This is a genomic window from Algihabitans sp. (assembly GCF_965226985.1).
GTDB lineage: Bacteria > Pseudomonadota > Alphaproteobacteria > Kiloniellales > DSM-21159 > Algihabitans.
In genome coordinates, this window is record NZ_OZ245712.1 from 2,930,891 (window position 1) to 2,951,228 (window position 20,338).

Annotated in this window: 21 protein-coding genes; 6 read left to right on the forward strand and 15 right to left on the reverse strand. The window is 63.9% G+C overall.

Annotation, left to right across the window (positions count from 1 at the left end; all coding sequences use genetic code 11):
• Positions 1–19: 19 nt before the first annotated feature.
• The 5 genes from ACO054_RS13360 to ACO054_RS13380 form a co-directional block, all read right to left on the reverse strand.
• Positions 20–943, reverse strand: a complete 924-nt coding sequence (locus ACO054_RS13360; protein WP_421707078.1) for a nitrilase-related carbon-nitrogen hydrolase — start codon at positions 941–943, stop codon at positions 20–22.
• 84 nt (positions 944–1,027) lie between these two features.
• Positions 1,028–2,068: an extracellular solute-binding protein gene (locus ACO054_RS13365; RefSeq protein WP_421707079.1), complete on the reverse strand. Its 1,041-nt coding sequence runs from the start codon at positions 2,066–2,068 to the stop codon at positions 1,028–1,030.
• Between the two features lie 78 nt (positions 2,069–2,146).
• Positions 2,147–2,941: an ABC transporter permease gene (locus ACO054_RS13370; protein WP_421707080.1), complete on the reverse strand. Its 795-nt coding sequence runs from the start codon at positions 2,939–2,941 to the stop codon at positions 2,147–2,149.
• A gap of 12 nt (positions 2,942–2,953) precedes the next feature.
• Complete coding sequence (locus tag ACO054_RS13375; RefSeq protein WP_421707081.1) at positions 2,954–3,961, reverse strand: ABC transporter permease; 1,008 nt, start codon at positions 3,959–3,961, stop codon at positions 2,954–2,956.
• The gene (locus ACO054_RS13380; RefSeq protein ID WP_421707082.1) at positions 3,961–5,091 is read right to left on the reverse strand and encodes an ABC transporter ATP-binding protein; all 1,131 of its coding nucleotides are present in this window, start codon (positions 5,089–5,091) and stop codon (positions 3,961–3,963) included. The genes ACO054_RS13375 and ACO054_RS13380 overlap by 1 nt, the downstream gene beginning before the upstream one ends.
• A gap of 356 nt (positions 5,092–5,447) precedes the next feature.
• Between ACO054_RS13380 and ACO054_RS13385 the strand changes: the two genes are divergently transcribed.
• The 3 genes from ACO054_RS13385 to ACO054_RS13395 all read left to right on the forward strand — a co-directional run bounded on the left by ACO054_RS13385 (position 5,448) and on the right by ACO054_RS13395 (position 9,188).
• Positions 5,448–5,909 (forward strand): (2Fe-2S)-binding protein, encoded by a 462-nt coding sequence (locus tag ACO054_RS13385; protein WP_421707083.1) that lies wholly within the window; start codon positions 5,448–5,450, stop codon positions 5,907–5,909.
• 3 nt (positions 5,910–5,912) lie between these two features.
• Positions 5,913–8,072, forward strand: coding sequence for a molybdopterin cofactor-binding domain-containing protein (locus tag ACO054_RS13390; protein ID WP_421707084.1), 2,160 nt, complete (start codon positions 5,913–5,915; stop codon positions 8,070–8,072).
• 216 nt (positions 8,073–8,288) lie between these two features.
• Entirely contained in the window at positions 8,289–9,188 is a 900-nt protein-coding gene (locus tag ACO054_RS13395) for a LysR family transcriptional regulator (RefSeq protein WP_421707085.1), read from the forward strand.
• 18 nt (positions 9,189–9,206) lie between these two features.
• Here ACO054_RS13395 and ACO054_RS13400 read toward each other — a convergent pair whose 3' ends face one another.
• Positions 9,207–9,962 carry a tRNA1(Val) (adenine(37)-N6)-methyltransferase gene (locus tag ACO054_RS13400; RefSeq protein WP_421707086.1) on the reverse strand — a complete coding sequence of 252 codons (756 nt, stop codon included), beginning with the start codon at positions 9,960–9,962 and terminating at the stop codon, positions 9,207–9,209.
• A gap of 2 nt (positions 9,963–9,964) precedes the next feature.
• Positions 9,965–10,192, reverse strand: a complete 228-nt coding sequence (locus tag ACO054_RS13405) for a DUF2007 domain-containing protein (protein WP_421707087.1) — start codon at positions 10,190–10,192, stop codon at positions 9,965–9,967.
• 298 nt (positions 10,193–10,490) lie between these two features.
• Between ACO054_RS13405 and ACO054_RS13410 the strand changes: the two genes are divergently transcribed.
• Positions 10,491–11,519, forward strand: coding sequence for a polyprenyl synthetase family protein (locus tag ACO054_RS13410; RefSeq protein ID WP_421710364.1), 1,029 nt, complete (start codon positions 10,491–10,493; stop codon positions 11,517–11,519).
• Positions 11,520–11,658: 139 nt separating this feature from the next.
• Entirely contained in the window at positions 11,659–12,573 is a 915-nt protein-coding gene (locus tag ACO054_RS13415; RefSeq protein WP_421707088.1) for a mechanosensitive ion channel domain-containing protein, read from the forward strand.
• Between the two features lie 156 nt (positions 12,574–12,729).
• On the opposite strand, the gene ACO054_RS13420 is transcribed toward ACO054_RS13415, so the two are convergent.
• From ACO054_RS13420 to ACO054_RS13455, 8 genes are all read right to left on the reverse strand, one after another.
• Entirely contained in the window at positions 12,730–14,508 is a 1,779-nt protein-coding gene (locus ACO054_RS13420) for a sulfatase-like hydrolase/transferase (protein WP_421707089.1), read from the reverse strand.
• A complete protein-coding gene (locus tag ACO054_RS13425; RefSeq protein ID WP_421707090.1) occupies positions 14,498–15,808 on the reverse strand; it encodes a class I SAM-dependent methyltransferase in 1,311 nt (436 codons plus the stop codon). The genes ACO054_RS13420 and ACO054_RS13425 overlap by 11 nt, the downstream gene beginning before the upstream one ends.
• Positions 15,809–15,882: 74 nt before the next feature.
• The gene (locus ACO054_RS13430) at positions 15,883–16,176 is read right to left on the reverse strand and encodes a hypothetical protein (protein ID WP_421707091.1); all 294 of its coding nucleotides are present in this window, start codon (positions 16,174–16,176) and stop codon (positions 15,883–15,885) included.
• Between the two features lie 136 nt (positions 16,177–16,312).
• Positions 16,313–16,561 (reverse strand): hypothetical protein, encoded by a 249-nt coding sequence (locus tag ACO054_RS13435; RefSeq protein ID WP_421707092.1) that lies wholly within the window; start codon positions 16,559–16,561, stop codon positions 16,313–16,315.
• Between the two features lies 1 nt (position 16,562).
• Positions 16,563–17,303, reverse strand: a complete 741-nt coding sequence (locus ACO054_RS13440) for a hypothetical protein (protein ID WP_421707093.1) — start codon at positions 17,301–17,303, stop codon at positions 16,563–16,565.
• Complete coding sequence (locus ACO054_RS13445) at positions 17,300–17,587, reverse strand: hypothetical protein (protein WP_421707094.1); 288 nt, start codon at positions 17,585–17,587, stop codon at positions 17,300–17,302. The genes ACO054_RS13440 and ACO054_RS13445 overlap by 4 nt, the downstream gene beginning before the upstream one ends.
• Before the next feature lie 3 nt (positions 17,588–17,590).
• Positions 17,591–18,145: a hypothetical protein gene (locus tag ACO054_RS13450; protein ID WP_421707095.1), complete on the reverse strand. Its 555-nt coding sequence runs from the start codon at positions 18,143–18,145 to the stop codon at positions 17,591–17,593.
• 7 nt (positions 18,146–18,152) lie between these two features.
• Complete coding sequence (locus ACO054_RS13455; RefSeq protein WP_421707096.1) at positions 18,153–19,394, reverse strand: hypothetical protein; 1,242 nt, start codon at positions 19,392–19,394, stop codon at positions 18,153–18,155.
• Positions 19,395–19,724: 330 nt separating this feature from the next.
• Between ACO054_RS13455 and ACO054_RS13460 the strand changes: the two genes are divergently transcribed.
• The gene (locus ACO054_RS13460; protein ID WP_421707097.1) at positions 19,725–20,324 is read left to right on the forward strand and encodes a tetratricopeptide repeat protein; all 600 of its coding nucleotides are present in this window, start codon (positions 19,725–19,727) and stop codon (positions 20,322–20,324) included.
• Positions 20,325–20,338 lie beyond the last annotated feature (14 nt).

The window sequence follows — 20,338 nt, forward strand, 5'->3', positions numbered from 1 at the left end:
CGGGATTGGTCCGGTGCGACTAACGGTCGAGAACGACGTGCGCCGCGCTCCAGGCACCGGGCCAGACTTCGGCGGCGCCGGCGCGCAGGCGGTGAATCTCGCCGAAGGGAATGTCGCGCGCAACCAGCAGCGGTCCCTCGTCCTCGGCGGCGTCGGCGGGTGGGATCTCGTCGTGCAGGCCGACAAAGCCGAGGCTTTCCTCGCAGGGCAGAAAGACGCTGCAGCCAGACGTGTTGGTCTCACGCGGCTTGTTCGTCGAGGCGGCGCCGATCACACCGACGGCTGCCACGGCGGCCTGCAGCTCCACCGCCCGCGCCTTGGCACAGCCGAAGACACGACTGTAGCCCGAGAGCTTCGCCGTCATGGAGGGCACCAGGATCAGATCGAGGCGTTCCGGTGCGAGCAGAGCGGAGAGGGCCGGTAGCTCGATGTCGAGACAGATCAGCGTGGCCAGCTTCAGACCCTTCCAGGTGACCACCTGCAAACGCTCGCCGGGCCGAAGGTTCCAGGCCTTAGGATCCTTCTCGCCCGGCGTGAGACAGAGCTTGTCCTGCCGCACCACCCGACCATCGGGCAGCAGCAGGTGCGCCCGGTTGACGTAAGGCGAGCCCGTCTCCGGCGCGGGCTCCAGCTTCACCGGCAGGGTTCCCGCCAGCAGAGCGACGCCGTGCTTGGCCGGCAGCGGCGCGATAGCCTGCAGCGCTGCCTCGGCCTGGGCGGCCATCCAGGGAATCTCCTCGGCCGGCCCGATCCCCTCGGGCGCGAAGGACAGCCACTGCTCCGACATGTACTCGGGCAGGACCAACAGCTCCGCCCCTTCGGCCTTGGCCCGCACCATCTGCGCCTCGACGGCCGCCGCCCAAGCACCGAGGCCATTGAGCGGGCGGGTCAGATTCACGGCCCAAAGCGCGATCGTCAGCTTGTCCGGTGCGTCTTGGCTCACGGGATTTCCTGTCCCACAAAAGGAAGAAGGTGGCCGGACGCCGTTACCAACGCCCGGCCACCGACAGTTATTTGAGACAGCGCCCTACGACTTCAAGCGCGTCCAGACCCGGTTGCGCAGCTCGCGCGCCTGAACCGAGCAGTCGATGCTCGGGCGCAGGCGCTCCGCGAACTCCGCCGGCATGTTGACGGCCGGATTGGCCTTGAGCGCATCGTCGAGATAGTCGGACGATCCCTCGATGGCGTTCATGTAGCCGGTGAAGTTCGAGGCCACGGCGGCGTTCTCCGGCGCCAGCATCCAGTTGACGAAGATCCTCGCGTTCTCGGCATTCGGCGCATCCGTCGGGATCATGAAGTTGTCGGTCCAGAAGGTGATGCCCTCCTCGGGATAGATGTAGACGGCGGAGGGCAGTTCGGCCGAGGTGCGGTGAGAGGCGCCGTTCCACTGGTGGTGCATGATGACCTCGCCCGAGATCATGCGGTCGATGGTCCCGTCCGACTGGTACATCTTCACGTGTGGCTTCTGGGCCTCCAGCAGATCCAGGATTGCCTGGGCCTCCTCCGGCGCCTCGGTGCACTTGTCGAAGCCGAGGTAGTAGGCGGCAGCGTTGTAGACCTCGACCTCATCGTTCAGCATGGCGATCTGGCCCTGCAGTTCGGGGCGCGGCTCGAAAACCTCTTTCCAGCTTTCCTCCAGTTCGCCCTCGACCCGCTCGGAATTGTAGGTCACGCCTGTCGTACCCCACATGTAGGGCGCGGAGTAGAGCCGCTCGGGATCGAAGAAGGGCGCGTCGTGCGGCGCAACGATCTTCGATCCGTTCGCCATTTCGAACGTGTCGATCCGCTGCGCCAAGCCCTCCTCGATCAGAATGGCGACCATGTAGCCCGACGGGACGATCACGTCGTAGCCGCCGGCCCCCGCCTGCAGCTTGGCCAGCATGGTCTCGTTCGAATCGTAGACGTCGAGGGTGACGGCGATGCCCGTCTCCTCCTCGAACTTGGTCAGCAGCTCGGGCGGAAAGTAGTTGGACCAGTTGTAGAGGAACAGCTCGCCCTCGGCCTTGGCGGCGGTGGCGCCGGCCAGCAGGGCGGCCGCCGAAGCGGCTGCGATCAGATGTCGTTTCATGGGTCTTTCGCACTCCCTGTTATCGATTTGCTTCCCAACCAGCCCCAGCGCGAGGGTCGCGCCGACGGCAGAACGGCGTCAACGGCGCAGCCTTCCCACCAGGAAGGAGAGCGTGACGAAGACGATGGAGACCACCAGCATCAGCGCGGAGATGGCATTGACCTCCGGCGTGATGCCGATCCGAATCATGCCGAAAATATAGACTGGCAGCGTGGTCGCGCCTGGTCCCGCCACGAAGTAGGTGATGGTGAAGGTATCGAGGGAAATGATGAAGGACAGCATGGCGCCGGACAGGATGCCGGGCCAGAGCAACGGCAGGGTGACCCGCCGGAAGGCCTGGATCTCGTTGGCATAGAGATCGGCCGCTGCCTCGGGCAGCGCGGGGTCCAGTCCCTGCAGGCGCGCGCGGATCGGCAGGTAGGCGAAGGGAATGCAGAAGACGGTATGGGCGATGATCACCGTCGTCAGGCCGAGCTGGATGCCGAGCGCCACGAAGAACAGCAGCGTCGCGACAGCAGTCACGATCTCGGGAATGATCAAGGGAAAGGCGATCACCGCGTTGACCCCGTTCTCCCCCCGGAAGCGATGGCGCGCCATGGCCAGGGCCGCCAGCAGCGCGACGGAGGTGGCGATCAAGGTCGCGGTCGTCGCCACGATCAGGGAGTTGCCCGCCGCCGCCAGGATATCGTCGTTGCGCAGCACGACGCCGTACCAATCCAGCGAGAAGCCGGTCCAGATGGTCGCCTGCCGGTTCTCGTTGAAGGAAAAGACGATCAGCACGAAGATCGGCAGGTAGAGGTAGGCGAAAAAGAAGGCGGCCCCCGGCGCGATGCCGGGGAATCTCCAGAGTGGGTTCTTGGCGCGGCTCAGCATCGCGTGGCGCCCCTACCCGGTTCCCGGCGGACGGCGGAAGCGCATCAGATAGAGCGTCATCGCCAGCAGCACGATGGACAGCAGCGCGAAGGCCAGGGCCGCGCCCAGCGGCCAGTTGCGCGCCGCACCGAACTGGCTCTGGATCAGGTTGCCGATCATCATCGACTTGGAGCCGCCCAGCAGTTCGGGCGTGATGAAGGCGCCCAGCGAGGGAACGAAGACCAGAATGCAGCCCGCCGCGATGCCCGGCAAAGCCAGGGGCACGATCACCCGCTGGAAGGCGCGACGCTTGTTGGCGCCCAGGTCGAAGGCCGCCTCGACCAGCCGCAGATCCAGCTTCTCCAGACTGGCGTAGATCGGCAGCACCATGAAGGGCAGGAAGGTATAGACCAGTCCGAGCGCGATCGCGAAGTTGGTGTAGAGCAGCGTGACGGGTTCGTCGATCAGGCCCAGGCCCATCAGGCTTTCGTTGACCAGACCGTTGCTGCGTAGCAGCAGGATCCAGGCGTAGTTGCGAACCAGCAGGTTCGTCCAGAAGGGGATGGTCACCAGGAAAATCAGCAGGTTGCGATACTTCGCGGGCTGCAGCGCCATGTAGAAGGCGGCGGGAAAACCGATCGCCAGGCAGGCCGCGGTGGTGACAAAGGAGAGGGTGAAGGAGCGAGCGAAGATCTGCAGATAGTCTGGGTTGATCGCCAGCTCGCCCAGCAGATTCTCCTCGAACAGGAAGGCGACATAGGCGTCGACCGTGTGCACGCCCCACTGCACGCCGCCGTTGACGCCACGTTCGAGCAGCGAGACGTAGGCCATGAGCCCGATCGGCAGCAGCATGAAGATGCCGATGATCAACAGAGCCGGCGCGATCAGCGCGATCAGACGCGCACGGCGGCTGCGGCGCAGCAGAGTCGCGAGCGCCGCCAGCGGAGAGGAAGCGGGCTCCGGCGAAGAGAAGGACTTGGGGAGAGACCCCCTGGAGGACCCAAAGGAAGAGGAGGGAGAAGAGTGGCGCGGCGCGGCCATCAGTCGACCAGCACCTGCACCGCCCGCGGGTCGACCCGGACGCCGACCCGCGCCGCGACCGCGAACTCGGCCTGCGCGCCCTGCCGGTTCTGCACCCGGACCTGAAATTCGCCGGGGACACCATCTAGCTCCAGGATATAGAGCGTATCGGTGCCGAAGTAGACAACCTGCGCCACGCGACCGGCCAAGACGTCCTCGCCCACTGTCGCATCCGCCGCCGTAGCATTCCCGGGGGCGGTACCGTCAGGCAGCAGGTCGACGCGCTCGGGCCGTACGGCCAGCGTTACCTCGGCCCCTTCGGCGTGATCGTGGGGGTCGCGGCCCGACAGCAGCGCGCCACCGGGCACCCGGTAGCGAGCACCGCGCTGGGCGACTTCGGCCGGCAGGAAGTTGGTCTCGCCGATGAAGTCGGCGACGAAGCGGTTGACCGGCCGTTCGTAGATCTCGTCCGGTCCGCCCGCCTGCTGCACCCTGCCGTCGGACATCACCGCGACGCGGTCCGACATGGTCAGCGCTTCTTCCTGATCGTGGGTGACGAAGACGAAGGTGATGCCGGTCTCGCGCTGCAGGCGCTTCAGCTCGACCTGCATTTCCTTGCGCAGCTTGAAATCCAAAGCCGAGAGAGGTTCGTCGAGCAGCAGAACGCGCGGGGCATTGGCCAGGGCCCGCGCCAGGGCGACGCGCTGCTGCTGACCGCCCGAGAGCTGGCCGGGACGGCGGTCGCCCAGGGTCTCCATCCGCACGAGTTCGAGCATCTCCGCGACGCGGCGACCGATCCGGGCCGTTTCCCAACCCTGCATCTCCAGGCCGAACGCGACGTTCTGCGCGACCGTCATGTGGGGGAAGAGCGCGTAGGACTGAAACACCGTATTGACCGGTCGCTTGAAGGGCGGCCGCCCGGCGATGTCGTCGCCGTCCAGAAAGATCTGGCCTTCGCTCGGCTGCTCGAAGCCCGCGATGAGACGAAGCAGCGTGGTCTTTCCGCAGCCCGAGGGACCCAGCAGCGTGAAGAACTCGTTCGGTGCAATCGTCAGGGAAACCCGGTCGAGCGCGCGCACCCGGTCGGCGCCGCTGCCGAAGACCTTCGTCAGGTCGCGCACGTCAATCGCTGCGACTGCACCGTCGCGCATACCCAGCCGCTCGTCCCTGTAATCATTGTATATTTGTCATCAAGTATTTCAGGGAAGCCGGCAGATGAGCAAAGGTTTTTTGCAGCGCGGCATCCGATGACCGCCGAACCCTCGCCTTCCTTACGCGAAAGTGCCAGGCACTCTCCTTGCAGCGATGAAACGCGCCTTCCGTTTTTGTGCGCTCGATTGGCTCAATCGGTACCCCCAAGTGCAACGGCGTGACGGTCAGGGAGGGACGGGCTCGATAGCCCGCAGGCCCCTTGTCCGCGGCACTAAGGCGTTGGCCGACATCGGTCGGCTGGACACCATCGAATCAATCGGAACCAAACCGATACGACTCAGGGAGATCCTCGACGATGCCGACACGCTTGACGGTGAACGGACTGGACAGAGAAACGACGGCGGCTCCGGACAAGCCGCTTCTCTGGGTCTTGCGCGACGAGTTCCGACTCACAGGCACCAAGTACGGCTGCGGTGTCGCCCAGTGCGGCGCCTGCACGGTTCTGGTGAACGGCGTGGCCCAGCGATCCTGCATGACCCCGGTCGGCAGCTTGGCGGACGCCGAAGTCACGACCATAGAGGGCGTGAGCGGCCCTGAAGCCGCAGCGGTGCAAGCCGCCTGGATTGCGTTGGAGGTGCCGCAGTGCGGCTATTGCCAGTCGGGACAGGTCATGACGGCGACGGCGCTGTTGCGCGACGTTCCGAGCCCTTCGGACGATCAGATCTTGCGCGCCATGGACGGCAATCTCTGCCGCTGTGTCACCTACCCCCGCATTCGCGCTGCCGTGCGCCAGGCGGCAGCCGGTCTGGAGGCCTGACCCATGACGCCACCCATGACGCCACCCATGACGCCCTTGCAAGCGACGCGCCGCAGCTTTCTCGCGGGTTCCGCCGGTCTTGTCATCGCTGCCATTCTCCCGCGTCCGACTTTGGCGAATACCGCCGACGAGATGCTGGTGCCGAACGCCTTCCTGCGCGTGGCCCCGGACAACAGCGTGACGGTACTCGTGAAGCACAGCGAGTTCGGTCAAGGCACCTGGACCGGCCTCACGACGATGGTCGCAGAGGAACTGGACGCCGACTGGAGTCAGATGCGGGCCGAGAATGCCCCGGCCAACGTAGAACTCTACGCTAGTTCGATCTTCGGGGTTCAGGGCACGGGCGGCTCGACGGCGACACCAGCCTCCTGGATGCCGATGCGCCAGGCGGGCGCAGCCGCCCGGGCGATGATCGTGGAAGCTGCCGCGCGCAGGTGGCAGGTACGCACCAGCGACATCGCCGTCACCGCCGGCGTCGTGTCGCACGCGGGTAGCGGCCGATCCGCCTCCTTCGGTGACTTGGTGCAGGAAGCCACAGGCAGCACGCCGCCGAGCGACCCTCAGCTGAAAACCCCGGATCGGTTCGTACTGATCGGGAAAGGCGTGCCGCGGATCGATGCGCCCGAGAAGTCGAACGGAACGGCCAAGTACGGGATCGACGTCTTCCTGGAGGGAATGCTGACGGTGGCCGTCGCTCGTCAGCCCCGCTTCGGCGCCAGCCTGCAGTCGTTCGATGCTACAGCGGCCTTGGCAGTAGCCGGGGTCCGAAGGGTGGAGCGCATCCCCTCCGGCGTGGCCGTCTACGCAGAGGACACCTGGTCAGCCTTTCAAGGCCGCGACGCCTTGGACGTCGTGTGGGACCACAGCGAGACCGAAACGCGCTCGTCCGACGAGATGATGCGTGTCTGGACGCAGGCGGCGCGCGCGGGTGGAGCCGTCGCGGAGAAAAACGGCGACGTGGAGGCCGCACTGACCGAGGCGGCAGAGATCCTGGAGGCCGAGTACCAGTTCCCCTTCCTCGCTCATGCGGCGCTGGAGCCGCTGAACGGCGTGATTTCGCTTGCCGAAGATCGCGCGGAGTTCTGGATGGGCTCGCAATGGCAAACATCCGACCAGAACGCCGCCGCCGAAGTGCTGGGACTGGCACCGGAGCAGGTCGCTATCAACACCACGCTGACCGGTGGTTCCTTCGGCCGGCGCACCACGCAGGACAACCATTTCGCCGCCGAGCTGTCGCAGGTCGCGCGGGCCGCAGGTGCAGGCAGCTACAAGCTGATCTGGAGCCGGGAGGACGAAATGCGCGGCGGCTACTATCGCCCGCTCACGGTGCACTATCTCCAGGGAGGATTGGATGCGCAGGGCGAGATCGTCGCCTGGCGCAACAACGTCGCGACACAGTCCCTGCTGGCGGGTTCAGCCTTCGAGCAGTTCGTCGTCGATGGAATCGACGGTAGTTCGATTGAGGGCTCTCGGGACCTGCCCTACGCGCTGCCGAACTCCCAGGTCACGCTCTCGACGATGGAGAGTCCCGTCCCCGTCCTGTGGTGGCGTGCGGTCGGGCATACCCATACGGCCTACGCTACCGAGACGTTCCTCGACGAGCTGCTCGAACGCGGCGGCAAAGACAGGGTGCAGGGACGCCTGGATCTTCTGCGGCAGGATCGGACGCGCGACCGAGGCGTTCTGGAGCGGGTCGCGGAGATCGCGAACTGGCAGGGGCCGGACCTTGGCAACGGACTCGCCCGCGGCGTGGCGCTGCACAAGAGCTTCAACAGCTACGTCGCAATGATCGCCGATGTCTCGGACGAAGGCGGCCAACCGCGCATTCATCGGGTCTGGGTCGCCGTCGACTGCGGTATCGCGATCAACCCGGCAATCGTGGAAGCACAGATTTCGGGCGGTCTCGGCTTCGGCCTTTCGGCGGCACTGTTCGAGGAGATCAGGCTGCTCGACGGCGGAGAAGTCGAGACGTCTAACTACGACCGCTACCGCATTCTGCGCAACTCCGAGATGCCCGAAGTCACGGTTTCGATCGTCGAAAGCACAGAGGATCCAACAGGTATCGGTGAACCTGGAACTCCGCCGATCGCTCCGGCCGTGGGGAACGCCTGGCGCGCCTTGACCGGACGAACGCCTAGCAGACTTCCTTTCCTGCAAGCTTAGGGCCCCCCGAGCCGAAGAGCGCCACGCGGCCATCCAAACGCGACAGCCTATCGAAGACGGCGACCGGAAGGCTTGCCTTCACAGAGGCCCCGATCGCCCTGGTCGGCCTAAGTCGCACGTGGCCGCGAAAAGGCGTTTGCGCGGCAGCTCCCGTTTGCTCGCGACGCTGTCTGCAGACATGCTTCCTGCCTCGACAAGAAACGAAGGGTCCGTTTCATGGGCAAGACCAACTTCTCGTGGGATGATCTCCAACTGTTTCTCTTCGTGGCGCGCGCGCAAGGCTTGGCCGAAGCCAGCAGGAAGACCGGCGTCAGCGCACCGACCTTGAGCCGGCGCATGGCACGGCTGGAGCAGGCGCTGGGCAACAAGCTGTTTCGACGGCACGCGCGGGGTTACGAACTGACATCGAGAGGACGAACTCTGTTCGGTCATGCGGAAGACATCGAACAGAGGGTGTTGGAGGCCGAGGATGCGAGCCTCGAAAAACCGGAAAAGGAGGTCGTCCGCATCTCAGCCGGCAGCTGGATGTCGCTTTATCTGATCGAAAATATGACAGCGCTTCAGCAGCCGAACGATCCCTTTCGCATCGCTCTGATCTCTACTGAACATCGTCTGGACATTGCGCGTCGAGAGGCGGTGATAGGCCTACGTAATCAGAAACCGACCGGGCCCTCGCTCGCGGGCCGCAAGCTGGGACTCTGCAGCTTCGCTGCCTATGCCGCACCTGGTGGCCGAAACGGCTGGATCGGGGTTTCCGTGGACACGCGTTCGGCCCGATGGACACGCGCGCGCTTTTCCGACGAAATCCTTGTCGAGGTCAGCGCACCGCGAAACGCTCTCGACCTGGCCCGCTCGGGACATGGCCGTGTCGTGCTGCCCTGTTTCATCGGGGACTGCGAAACCGGGCTCGAGCGCATCACAGGTCCTATCGAGGAGCTCGAGGGCGAGGTCTGGCTGGTCTTGAACGACGGCGAGCGCCGGAGAACCAGCGCCCGCGGTGTCATTGATCGACTGGTCGCCTTGCTGGCGAAAGACAGGCAGCGCTTCCTGGGAAGCATCGAGCCGGAACAGAGGACCGAGCGCACAAAAATAGCAATTTCAGAGTGTGAAATTTAAATGCCGAAGGGCGCGGATCTAGAGCAGCAGCTTGACCGCCCCCCGCAGAACGGCATCCGCCTCGGCGGTGAAACCTCCGTCAGCGCCATGAAGCGCGAGGCCCGGCAGCAAAGTCGTCCCGGCGCGACTGCCGCGTGTCGCCTGGATGAGGATCCGTTTCGCCGGCTTTCCGGCCTGCGGCCAGAGCGGCAGCACGCGCAGGTCGCCAGCTTGACCTTCCAGAGTCGTCAGAGCAGCGCTCAGCCGTTCGGAGCGATGGATCAGCGTCAGGGTGCCACCCTGCTTCAGGCGCCGGAGCCCGAGTCCAAGCCAGACGGTCAGGGGCGTGCCGCCCTCCCGGTTTGCCAGGTCCTTGCTCGCAAGCGGCGAGGCTTCGGCAACAGAGGGTTGAAACGGCGGGTTGAGGAGCACCCGGTCATAGCCGCTTCCCAAGGCTTTTGGCGGCGCGGCGACGTCCCCTTCCAGGACAGTCAAACCCGTAAGCGCAGCATCGATCCGGGCGCCGGCCGACAGGCCGTTCACCTCGGCGTTGTGCCGGGCCAGCGCGGCCAGAGTCGGCTGGAGTTCCAAACCCGTCACCGCGAGATCGGGCTGACGTGTGAGCAGGCAAAGCGCGGCGGCACCGACACCGCAGCCCAACTCAAGCACCCTTTCGCCAGGGCGTGCCGGCACGGCAGCCGCCAGCAGAACAGGATCAATCGCGGCGCGATAGCCCACAAGCGGCTGACGCAGACGAACGCGACCGTCCAGCAAACGGTCGTCGCTGGTCGTCATGGCTACCAGCCCTCGCCCGACCAGACCTCCTCCCCCGCCTGCTCGAGCAAGCGTCGGGCGGCGCCGTAATCCTCCTCCACCACGACCAGGCGGCGTGGAATGGCGATGGCCGAGCCCTCAAGCACGCTGGCGTGATTGTCGAGCACCAGCGGTTCGATACCGGCGTCGCGCAGCAGGGCCTGCAGCCAGGAGAGCTTCACCAGGTCGTTCGTCCGCACCAGCTCGCGCATGAATTTCGATCTCCCGCCCGCCCGTAATCTCCAGTGATTACATATGGCCCGAGAACTCACCTGCCAAACTCGCCCGAAAGCCGGCCTTACATTCCGACGCTTGACCGCCCGCCGCTTGTTCCTATGCTGCCGCTGCAAGGGAGAGCTGGGGAGTCGGTCTGTTGTCGGCGGGCTGTGCCACCCCACATTGGTCACAGTAGCACGCGCTTTGCGGCGGCTCCTATCGAGCAGGAGCCAGACAAGGGCGGTTGGCTCGAGAGAAGAAAGCGAAAGATTGGCCTTGCGCTCCGTCGCCGAAATGCAAGCCGCTCCCAGGGATGAAGCCCGAGAGAGCGGAAAACCTCAGCTGTCCGGCAGCTTGCAGCCCCTGCAGGATCTGGTTGTCGACGACCTGAAGCAGGTCAACACAATCATTCTCGAGAAGATGCAGTCGCCGGTGGCGCTGATCCCGCAGCTGGCCGGACACATCGTCGCGGCCGGCGGCAAGCGACTGCGCCCCATGCTGACTCTTGCGACGGCACGGCTTTGCGGTGCAGAGGGCGAGCGGCACCATGCACTGGCCGCCTGTGTCGAATTCATCCATACGGCAACCCTGCTGCACGACGACGTCGTCGACGACAGTCACTTACGCCGCGGCCTGGAGACGGCCAATGCCGTCTGGGGCAACAAGGCCAGCGTGCTGGTGGGCGACTTCCTTTTCTCACGCTCGTTCCAGCTGATGGTTGCGGACGGGTCGCTGACGGTGCTCAAGCTGCTGTCCGACGCCTCGGCCACGATCGCCGAAGGCGAGGTCCATCAATTGATGACCGCCAACGATACGGCGACGGACGAGAAAGCCTATCTGGCGGTGATCGAGGCCAAGACGGCCGCGCTCTTCTCCGCGGCCTGCGAGATCGGCGCCGTCGTGGCCGAGCGACCCGAGAGCGAACGGCTGGCGCTGCGCAGCTTCGGGCTCAGTTTCGGCAACGCCTTCCAACTGGTCGACGACATCCTGGACTACTCGGCGGAACAGCAAGCACTCGGCAAGTCGATCGGCGACGATTTCCGGGAAGGCAAGATCACCCTGCCCCTGGTCCTGGCCTTCGCCCGTGGCGACGAAGAGGAAAAGGCCTTCTGGCGACGTTGCGTCGAGGACCTGGAGCAGCGTGACGGCGACCTGGAACAGGCCATCACCCTGATGCAACGTCACGGGGCGTTAGAAGAGTCGAAACAGCGGGCTCGCGACTATGCGGAGCGTGCGCGCCGGGACCTCGGAGCCTTTCAGAACAACGACGCCAAGCGGGCCTTGCTGCAAGCCATCGACTTCTGCGTCGAACGCCTCTACTGACGCTCCGGCCCCAAGTCGCAAAGTGCGGGAACTTAGCCGCTTTTCCAAAGGTTGCCTAAACACGTGTCCATCTCGGCCTGGCGAGGGTGGTTGGCAGCTTCTCGGAACGGCGCTACTGACCATTGCTCTCCTCACGATCTTGGCGGGACCGCTCCTTACCCAAGAGGATACGGCTCCAGCCGCTCAGTCGCCGGCAGGAATCTCCCTGCAGGACGACAGCACGACCGACGCGGCGATCGAACGCCGGCTCCGCACGATCCTGAACGAGATCGGGGACTTCGACGGGGGCGCTGTCGAGGTGAATGCCGGCGTGGTGAGACTGACCGGCGAGGTTGTGGCCGCAGGCGACATCAACGATCTAGAGGCGCTGGTCAGTCGGATTCAGGGCGTCGTCACGGTCGAAAACGCCGTGGTGGAAACCAGCGATCTTTCAGACCGTCTGATCCCGGCCTGGGACCGCTTCACATCCCGACTCGATCAGATCATCGCCTATCTCCCGCTGCTGCTCGTCTCTCTAGCCGTCTTCCTGGCGATCGCGCTCTGCGGCTTTCTTCTGGCCGGCAGTCGCCAACCCTTCGAACGGCTGGCGCCCAACCGCTTCATTGCCGACATCTACAGACAGATCGTCCGCGTGGTCTTCGTTCTAGCGGCATTGGTCGTCGCTCCCGATATCGTCGGCGCTGTCGCCCTGATCGGCACGCTGCTGGGTGCGGCCGGCATCGTCGGCCTGGCGATCGGCTTCTCGGTCCGAGACACGGTCGAGAACTTCGTGGCCAGTATCACGCTGAGCGTGCGGCAGCCCTTCCGACCGAACGACTTCGTGCAGATCGAAGGCAAGAGGGGCGACGTCGTACGGATGACCGCCAGGGCCACCGTCCTGCTCTCGCCCGACGGCAATCACGTCCGCATTCCAAACGCCACCGTCTTCAAAAGCCGCATCGTAGAGTTCACCCGCAACTCCGAACGCCGCTTCGAGTTCGAGTTGGGTGTCGATGCGGACGCCGGCATGACGGCCGCTCAGGCGGTGGGGCTGCAATTGAAGCAAATCACCTAGCAACCGGTGCCAGGGCAAGAGGTCGCGGAGCCGCAAAGCGTACTTCGGCCCGACTTGCGTGTTCCGGAAACGTTTCATCCCAGCAAGCTACGCGGACTCAGGACCTGGAGTCCATTCGCATACGAAATACAGGCTGTCGACTCGCGCGGTTTAGGATCAACGAGTGGCGGCCCAAATGTCCGGATGAACCTCGTCGCGCTCCAGTCCGTACCGCAGTAGTGCTTCGCTCAATTCACCCCATATGGGGTGCTGGGCCGGAACTGGAGAGATTTGCGGCGCGGCCTCCTCGAACCCCTGATAGCGCTCGATCCGGCTTCCGGCGTCTCCTGATGGGCTAATGTCGAAAACGTACTTCAGGCCGTCGCTGTACAACGCGATCAAGCGTTCTGCCGTTACCGGATCGACGAGTCCCAAGCTTGCAATGGTGCGCGACTGAACTTGTTGGCCAGGCAAGAGACTTCTCCCCTCGCCCCGACTGTCGATCCCGAAGAAATCTTGAACGCTGGCGTTCAAATCCAGGGTGTCGACCGGCTCATTCCGCTTTCCCGGCTCGATGCCGCTTCCCAGCAACAACATCGGCACGCGCGTCACCTCTTCATCGATATGATGGCCGTACCAAATCTTCCCGCGCGAGAGAATTGAGCCGTGATCTCCGGTAACAACCGTCAGATACTGACCATTGGCGTTCTGGATCTGCCGATGCAGATCCGAAAGGCGCCGCCCCCAAAGCTCAGTTCTCTTAGCATACTTTGTTCGCACCAACTCCATGACGGACTCGTCAGATGGATCGTATCGATAGCCGTTCAATCCAGCCTTCTCGTAGAGTTGGCGGATCGCTTTGTCCTCGACCCCCTCTCCCAGGGACTGCACGGTCGAGAGGTTGTGGTTGACATGGACGATTAGCAGCGAAGGCCGGTTACGGGATTGCAAGGCGTAGATTTGGCGCGGGAAGAAGGAGCGCCAAAGCTCGACTTCGTCGAACGTGCCACTGATGGCGTCGTAGGTAATCCTTGCTCTAGTTGGCAGGTTCCCCCGCGTCCCCGGCCAACCGAGGAATACGTCATAGTCAAGTCCCAGAAGCTGGGGGATCCAAGCGTATCTCTCCGTGAGAAGCGATGAACGGAAGACGCGCCGGTCGGTCGGCACCGCGGAATCAGCCAAGCCATTCGAATGGAAGTTGACGATGCGCGTGTTGACCCCTTCGTCTTCAAGGTCGCCGAGCAGGTCGAAGCCTGCTACCTGCTGGTCGATCGTGGCGTCACGGCGCCCGGTGTAGAAGACGCTGAACCACCCCCAGGTGTAGAGCTTGCTGCTGTAGCTGGCGGTGAAGAGTTGTCCCTGTTGGGCCAAAGCATCGATTGGACCGGCCTCTTGCGCAGGCTCATAGCTGTTCCAGAACTGCGAAGGCCAACCATCGATCACCACCACAACAGCATGACGAGCGTTGTCTTCCGAAAACCGGCCGGTTTCTGTCGCCGCCCACGCGATCCGGCCGGCCACGAGCGCCACAGCCGCGACAAGACCGTAGAGACCCGCGAGGCGAATTCGCTCGACTGTGACGGCGGAGATTCGGCGAGATGTGGCAAGGGCAGCCAGCACGATCAATCCGACCGCAGCAAAGAAGATCGCAGGCGAGAGCGACGCACCGGTAACCGCTTCCAGGCCCGATATCGCGAAACCGGACACAGCCAAACCGACTGTCGTTGCGGCGCCAAGGTTCCTAGGCAGGCTGTGACCGACAAACCGCGCAAGAGGCCAAAAGACTGCGAGCAGGCATGCAGTCCCGACTAGCCCGAAGAACGCGGCCACAGTAGCGATATCGATCAAAGGGCTGCGGTAGAGAAGCGGGTCGTTGATAAACAGACCCGCCAACGCGACAAGAAGGCAAGCCGTCAGAAAGCCTACTGAGAGCCGCTGGAGAGGTTCACTTTTCACAAATCAACAGTTTTCTAGTGGGCCGATCGGAATCCAGGACTTCTATCCTTGGGAATACTGCCGCTATGGCGCCTCTAACAGTATCGAAATCATAGCCGATTTCCCGACCGGCAGAAATCCATTCATTGTTGCTGTCATCCATTGCGACGAACTCGAAAATGACGCCCCGTCTCGCGACCCTGCTCAGGAAGTCCGAGATCCGCTGGAACGACTGGCGCCCCGCGACATGGAGGTGGTGCATCAAACCGAGGCAAAAAGCGTAGTCAGAGCGTGCCCGCTGCAGTAGGCCTGGAAACTGGTCACCGAAATTTCCGAAAGCCGGCGTTGGCGACATAAGGTCGGCAATCAGCGGGGTGATTGGAAGGGATTCCGATTTGGCCAAACGATAAAGCGTGTCCATGCAGGGCTCGCTGCTATCCACGGCAATCGTCCTAGCGCCCGCTCGGGCTGCGATCACCGAAAACGGCCCCGTGTTGGCGCCAAGATCGATCACCGATTTGGGGCCGATGCCGCGCACAACCCGCTCGACTGTATCGAGTTTCTTTTGACGATCAACGTCCTGCGGGATGCCAGCATAGTAGTCTTGCCAGACATTCCCGGCCGCCGACAGACGCATGCCCTCGACCTTGCGGCGAAGCGATTTGAGAAACGCTGTGCGCTGGCGCGGCGAGAGTCCCAGCTTCTGCGCGGCTGCAGCGCTTCGTATCCTTGTCTGTAGATGGGGACGCTTTTCAATCTGCGCTTTGAGGGTGGCGGCCAAGGCGATAGACGGCCTGCGGAGCTTGAGGCGCAGTGGAGCGGCCGCGGCCAACTCCGTCTCGTCGATCCCGTTCAAATGATCGAACAGCATCTGGCGAGCTAGGCGGCCTCGTCCGGCATGGGAAAGCAAGAGCGGGTTGCGAAAGTGGCTCAGGAACTGGCCATAGGCCGGCCAAATCAGCCCTTTGTCACCCGGGACCACCGAGGTCAGATCGACGAAGACCGGCTGTGATCCGTCGAAAAGCACGTTCCATGGGGTCGCGTCCTGCAGCATCAAGCGGTGATCGGCGAGTTCGATCGCAAAATCGAGCGTGCAGAGAGCTGCGTCTTTGAGCATCGAAGGCGACCACTCCACGCAATAGCTCGTAGGCCAGATGCGCGTGTGTTTGACCGCAAGGCCGCCTTCTGGCGTGGACTCTAGAACGTGGCTTTCAACCAAATCGTTCTGCGCGGACCAGTGGTCTATCAGTCCACTCTTGAAAAGGCCTTCATAGAACGGTCGCGATGCAGGGCGTATGATGCGAATTGGCTGATCGTCCACCCAACCCAAACGCCCGTGCGGGTCAACGTAGGAAGCTGGATCGAACTCGATGTTTGGTACCGCAGACACTGAATTCAGTGTTTCTTGGCTTGCTGTTGCCCATCTGCGGAGCGCTTGAAGATGGAACGAGCAAGGCCCTTTAGGTAATTCCAGGGCCGGAGAATGAAGAAGGCAAACGCACCGAACAGCAGCGCGTAGCCCATCTGAAAAAGCACCGCGAGAACACCCGGATCAACGTAAGCAAGCGCTGGGGTTGAAACCAACATAAGTGTCGCGACGAGACCAAGCTTCCGCATTTCCCGCTCCCAAGCCAATTCGGCCTTTTGCCATAGGCGACGCAGCGTAGCAACCCGGGTTCGCAATTCCACTCTGTTAGCGCCTGGCACAGGGGGTTACCAGCAACCTAGCACCGCCCCCGTCTCGTTGTGAGCCAGAATCTGGCTTGCCGTCCCTTCAGTCAGACTGTCGTCTTTGCTGATCAGGATCTGCTCCATCCAGGCGCAATCAGTCACGGGACCAACGCTCGCGCAAGCGCTCAGCAGCAGTAGAGCCGCCAGAATCGCGTATCTCACGTTCGACCTTCCTCCGAGTTCTCACCGCCCGAGCATTACGCTCGAGCTGCTCGACCTTCTCGGCCTGCCTGCCCGACTTCCGTGTGCGTGCGAGGGTCAGCAGGATCGCGAAGACGATGCCGGCGACCAGCCCGATCTCTCGCCAAGTGCCGGACAGCAATGTGTTGATCGTGGTCAGCATCTCAGGCCAAACCCGCCGACCGGTCGGACAAGCGGGCATAGACCGTGAAGCCGATGCCGCTGAGAACCAGGGCCACAAGAACCACCTGGAACACCCAGCCGTACTCAACCAGCAACGAGACCTGGCCGGCGGCTTCGGTCATCTCCTGCCCCACCTCCAGCGCAGCAGCGCCGGCGGTCCCGGCGGCGGCGGCCGTCTGACCAGCAAGCGTGCGCGAACGACTGAGGGGCTTCTTGGGGGGCTCTATACCGGCCAACCGCAGACCCTCGTCGATCTCTGCCGCGCTGTAGGGCTGCATGCCGTTTTCGTGGAGGATGATCGCCTTCACGAGCCTCCGAGCGTCGTCGTAGTCGTGGATATCGACCTCGCCGGGAACCTCATCGCCATCGAGCCCGAGGCGCTGCCGGACGTGACGCGCATAGGCTGACGTGTCGTTCTCATGCGACGGCGCCCAGCGCTGCACAATCTCGCACACAGTGTCGATTTTCGAGCCGTCTCGGGCGCGACGCCGGTCCTGGTACGTGATGAGCACGCGGGCGATCGCTCGAATGCCCCAGCGCCCATGCGCAAAGACCGCGAAGCGACCGGGATCACGCGGGTTCCGCCGCTCCATCTGAAAAGCGTGCTGGACTTCGGCCGACTGGGATCCGACGTTCTCGCCGGTGACCAAGCCCTGCCAGGGTGCGCCGACTTCAATGTTGCCGGGGTTGTTGTTGCGGATTCCGCGGGGCAAGTCGGTCACGGCTCTGTCCTTCCTGAATGGCGCTCGCGCAGAATGAATTGATCGAACCGTCGGTTAAGCTCTGCCATGCCGTCTTCGATGCGCGTGATATGGGGCATGATGTCGTCGCGCCGCATGTGCGTGTCGTTGAAGCGGTCGACTCGCGCATGCAGTTCCTTATCGCGCTGTTCCGACGTGCGCGCCTCGGCAGCGATTCTGGTCAGGATCCACTTGGCGACGATGCCCTGCAGACCTGCGGCGGTAAGAAGGACGCCAAGAAGCTGAAAGATCTCTGACAGCGACACCAGCTAACCTCCCTCCGGCCATACTATCGCTGCGACGCGGATGCGCGCTTCGGCTTCGATGATCGTCCCGGCGGCGTGATCAGCCAGAATTGCTTCAAGACTGTCCTCCAGAGCCTGCTGGGTGCCCAGGACCTCGCCACCAGATACCGCGAATTCGGCGGCCTTCTGCATCACGCGGGCGGCAAGCTGCTGGACCGTCCAGCCTCGTGCCGCCGCCATGGCCGACAGCAGGGGCACAGGCGCTTGAGCATCGGCGGTGTAGACCGTCGCTTCGCGTAGCTGTTGATCCCAGGTATCGATTTCGTGCTGCGGGTAGTTCGGCGCGATCAGACTGCGTTCAGCTGCCGCGCGGTTGTGGATCTCACCGCGCTTGGCGGCGGCTAGTTCCGCAACGGTCGGCGGCGGCGGCGGCACGTACTTGATGACTTGCGCTCCGCCCCAGGTATCGACTGTTGTTGTGCTTTCGGGCACATCCTGCCAAAGAAGCGGCGCAGCGACGGGAAAAGTGTCAGCCCGCACCTCGGCGATACGGCCGTTTGCCTCGATCAGCGCTTTCATCGTGATCTCACTCATACTCATTAACGATGATAAGGCCGCCGCCCCCGGAGCCGCCGCCGCCGCCGCCGGAGAATCCGCTCGCTCCGCCGCCGCCCGGCCTGCGCCCAGAGCCACCTCCGAAATTGGTCGTGCCGTTGTAAACCCCGAGGCCGCCCTCACCACCCAAAGCGGAGCCGCCGCCGATGGAGATACCGATGCCGTTGCCGTTCACGCCGCGACTGCCGTCCCGGTTGTCGTCGCCGCCGGTGCCGGAGCCACCGAGACCGCCTGCCGCTCTAGCCGAGCCGTTGTAGATGCCGCCGCCGCCTCCAGTCGCGCTGCAGAACGCCCCGAAGGAGCTGCTACCTCCAGCGGAACCGCTGAGGAACCCGCTGATGCCCCCGACGCCTTGCGCCCCCACGGTCACAGTCTCCGTGGCCGCCATCTGCGAGGCACGAATCACCCGTTGCGCAAAGCCGCCGCCGCCGCCCGAACCGCTCGCACCCTGAGTCCCGTATCCAGCCGCACCGCCGCCGCCAGCGCCCCAGACCTGCACGAGGGCCAGGCGCAACCACGACGGCTTACTGTAGGTGCTACTCACGGTGAAGGTCGTAACCCGTCGAAGCCGACCCGCCTCAGCGCTTGGCTCCAATGGCTGCGCCGTCATCGCGCCGAGATACCGCCACTGCGCGGCACTGATCGTCGTCGAGCCAATGTTGAGAAGCTGTGTCGCCTCCTCCGACGTCAGACCCGCCAAGGGCGCGACGACATAGGCCGCCGTGTTCGGAACCTTGTTCTCCAGCGCGTCTCCAGCTGCGTTCCAACCGAGCACAGCATCGGCCACAGCACCGGGCAAGGTCGCCGACACGCCCTGGCTGACCACCGGCAGGGTCACGGTTCGAGCGTCGCTTTCCTTGTTCTGCTGCGCCAGCATGGTCAGCTTGTCGAAGGCTCGCTCTATCGTCTCCGCGAAGAAGGCGCCCTGGTTCTGCAGGTCGACCTCCTGGGTTGCCGGTACGTCTCGCGTGATGACCAGCCGAAAACCGCTTGGCAGCGGGGCCGCCAGAACGACGTCGCCTCCCTCCGGCTGATCCACCCCGGTCACGCTGTAGTCGATGTCGAGACTCAAGGCGGTTTCCAACCCGGCCTCGTCTAGCCGCGTCACCAGCAGGTCGCTGTCCTGCTGAATGCGAAATTCGTAAGCGAAGGTATCGGTCGCGCCATTGCCCAGATAGGGGCCCGAGCGCGCCGTCTCCGTCGGAACGGTCATGACGCTTCTGTCTCCTTATGGTCTCATTTGAGAGGTGTGCTACGCGATCTTCGAGGCGGCCCTGCTTGCACACGGGGGTCTAAGGCGCCAACCGGTGCCGAACCCGGCTTGACGCTGGCATAGGCTGAAACAGCCGCGGAGGGCGACACGGCACCGACCGAACGGCTATCGAGGCGTCTCCCGACCTGGTAGAAAAGCGAATGGAGCACGCCCCTGTGTTTTCTAAAGCCGCTCCTGCCCTCTCTCGAAGCTCTTCATGGGGAACGGCAGGCGGCCCACACCCGACGCTCGTTTCCGCTGCCTCGTCTTCCGACTTCGGAGAGATCGCCGATGCCGCTTCGCCGCAGACCCTTCACCCGCCTGGCCCTGGCCTTGCTGACAACGCTTGCGCTCCTTGCCCCCGATCCGCTCGCTGCCGAGACGGACCTACAGCGAGGACTGGCCGCGCACAGCGTAGGAGACTTTGAGACTGCCGCCCGTCTTCTCTTTCCTCTGGCCGTCGAGGGAAATCCCGAGGCCCAGTACAGAATAGGCGAGATGTACGAAGTCGGAGAGTTCTTCCAGCGCGATCCCTGCCTGGCGCTGGTTTGGTGGGACAAGGCCGCCCGCGGCGGTCATGCGCTTTCCATGGCCTTTCTCGCGCTGGCCTACAGCCACGGCGAGGGCGTGATCTACGACCGGGTGCGCGCGCACCTCTGGGCCGTCGCGGCCGCGGCGCGCGGCGAGCTTGGAGCGGAGGCGACGATCAAGATCATGTGGCTGATCATGTCGGACGAGGAGTTCGCCACGGCCCAGCGCCTGCAGATCGGCTTCCGGCCGGAGACGGCCCCGCCGATCGATCTCTACCCCCTGCTTCAGCTCTGGGTGCACGACGTGGCCATGCTTCGGCGGCTTGCTGAATCCGGAATGTCCTGGTGCCGACGCCCTTGATACTGGCCTTAACG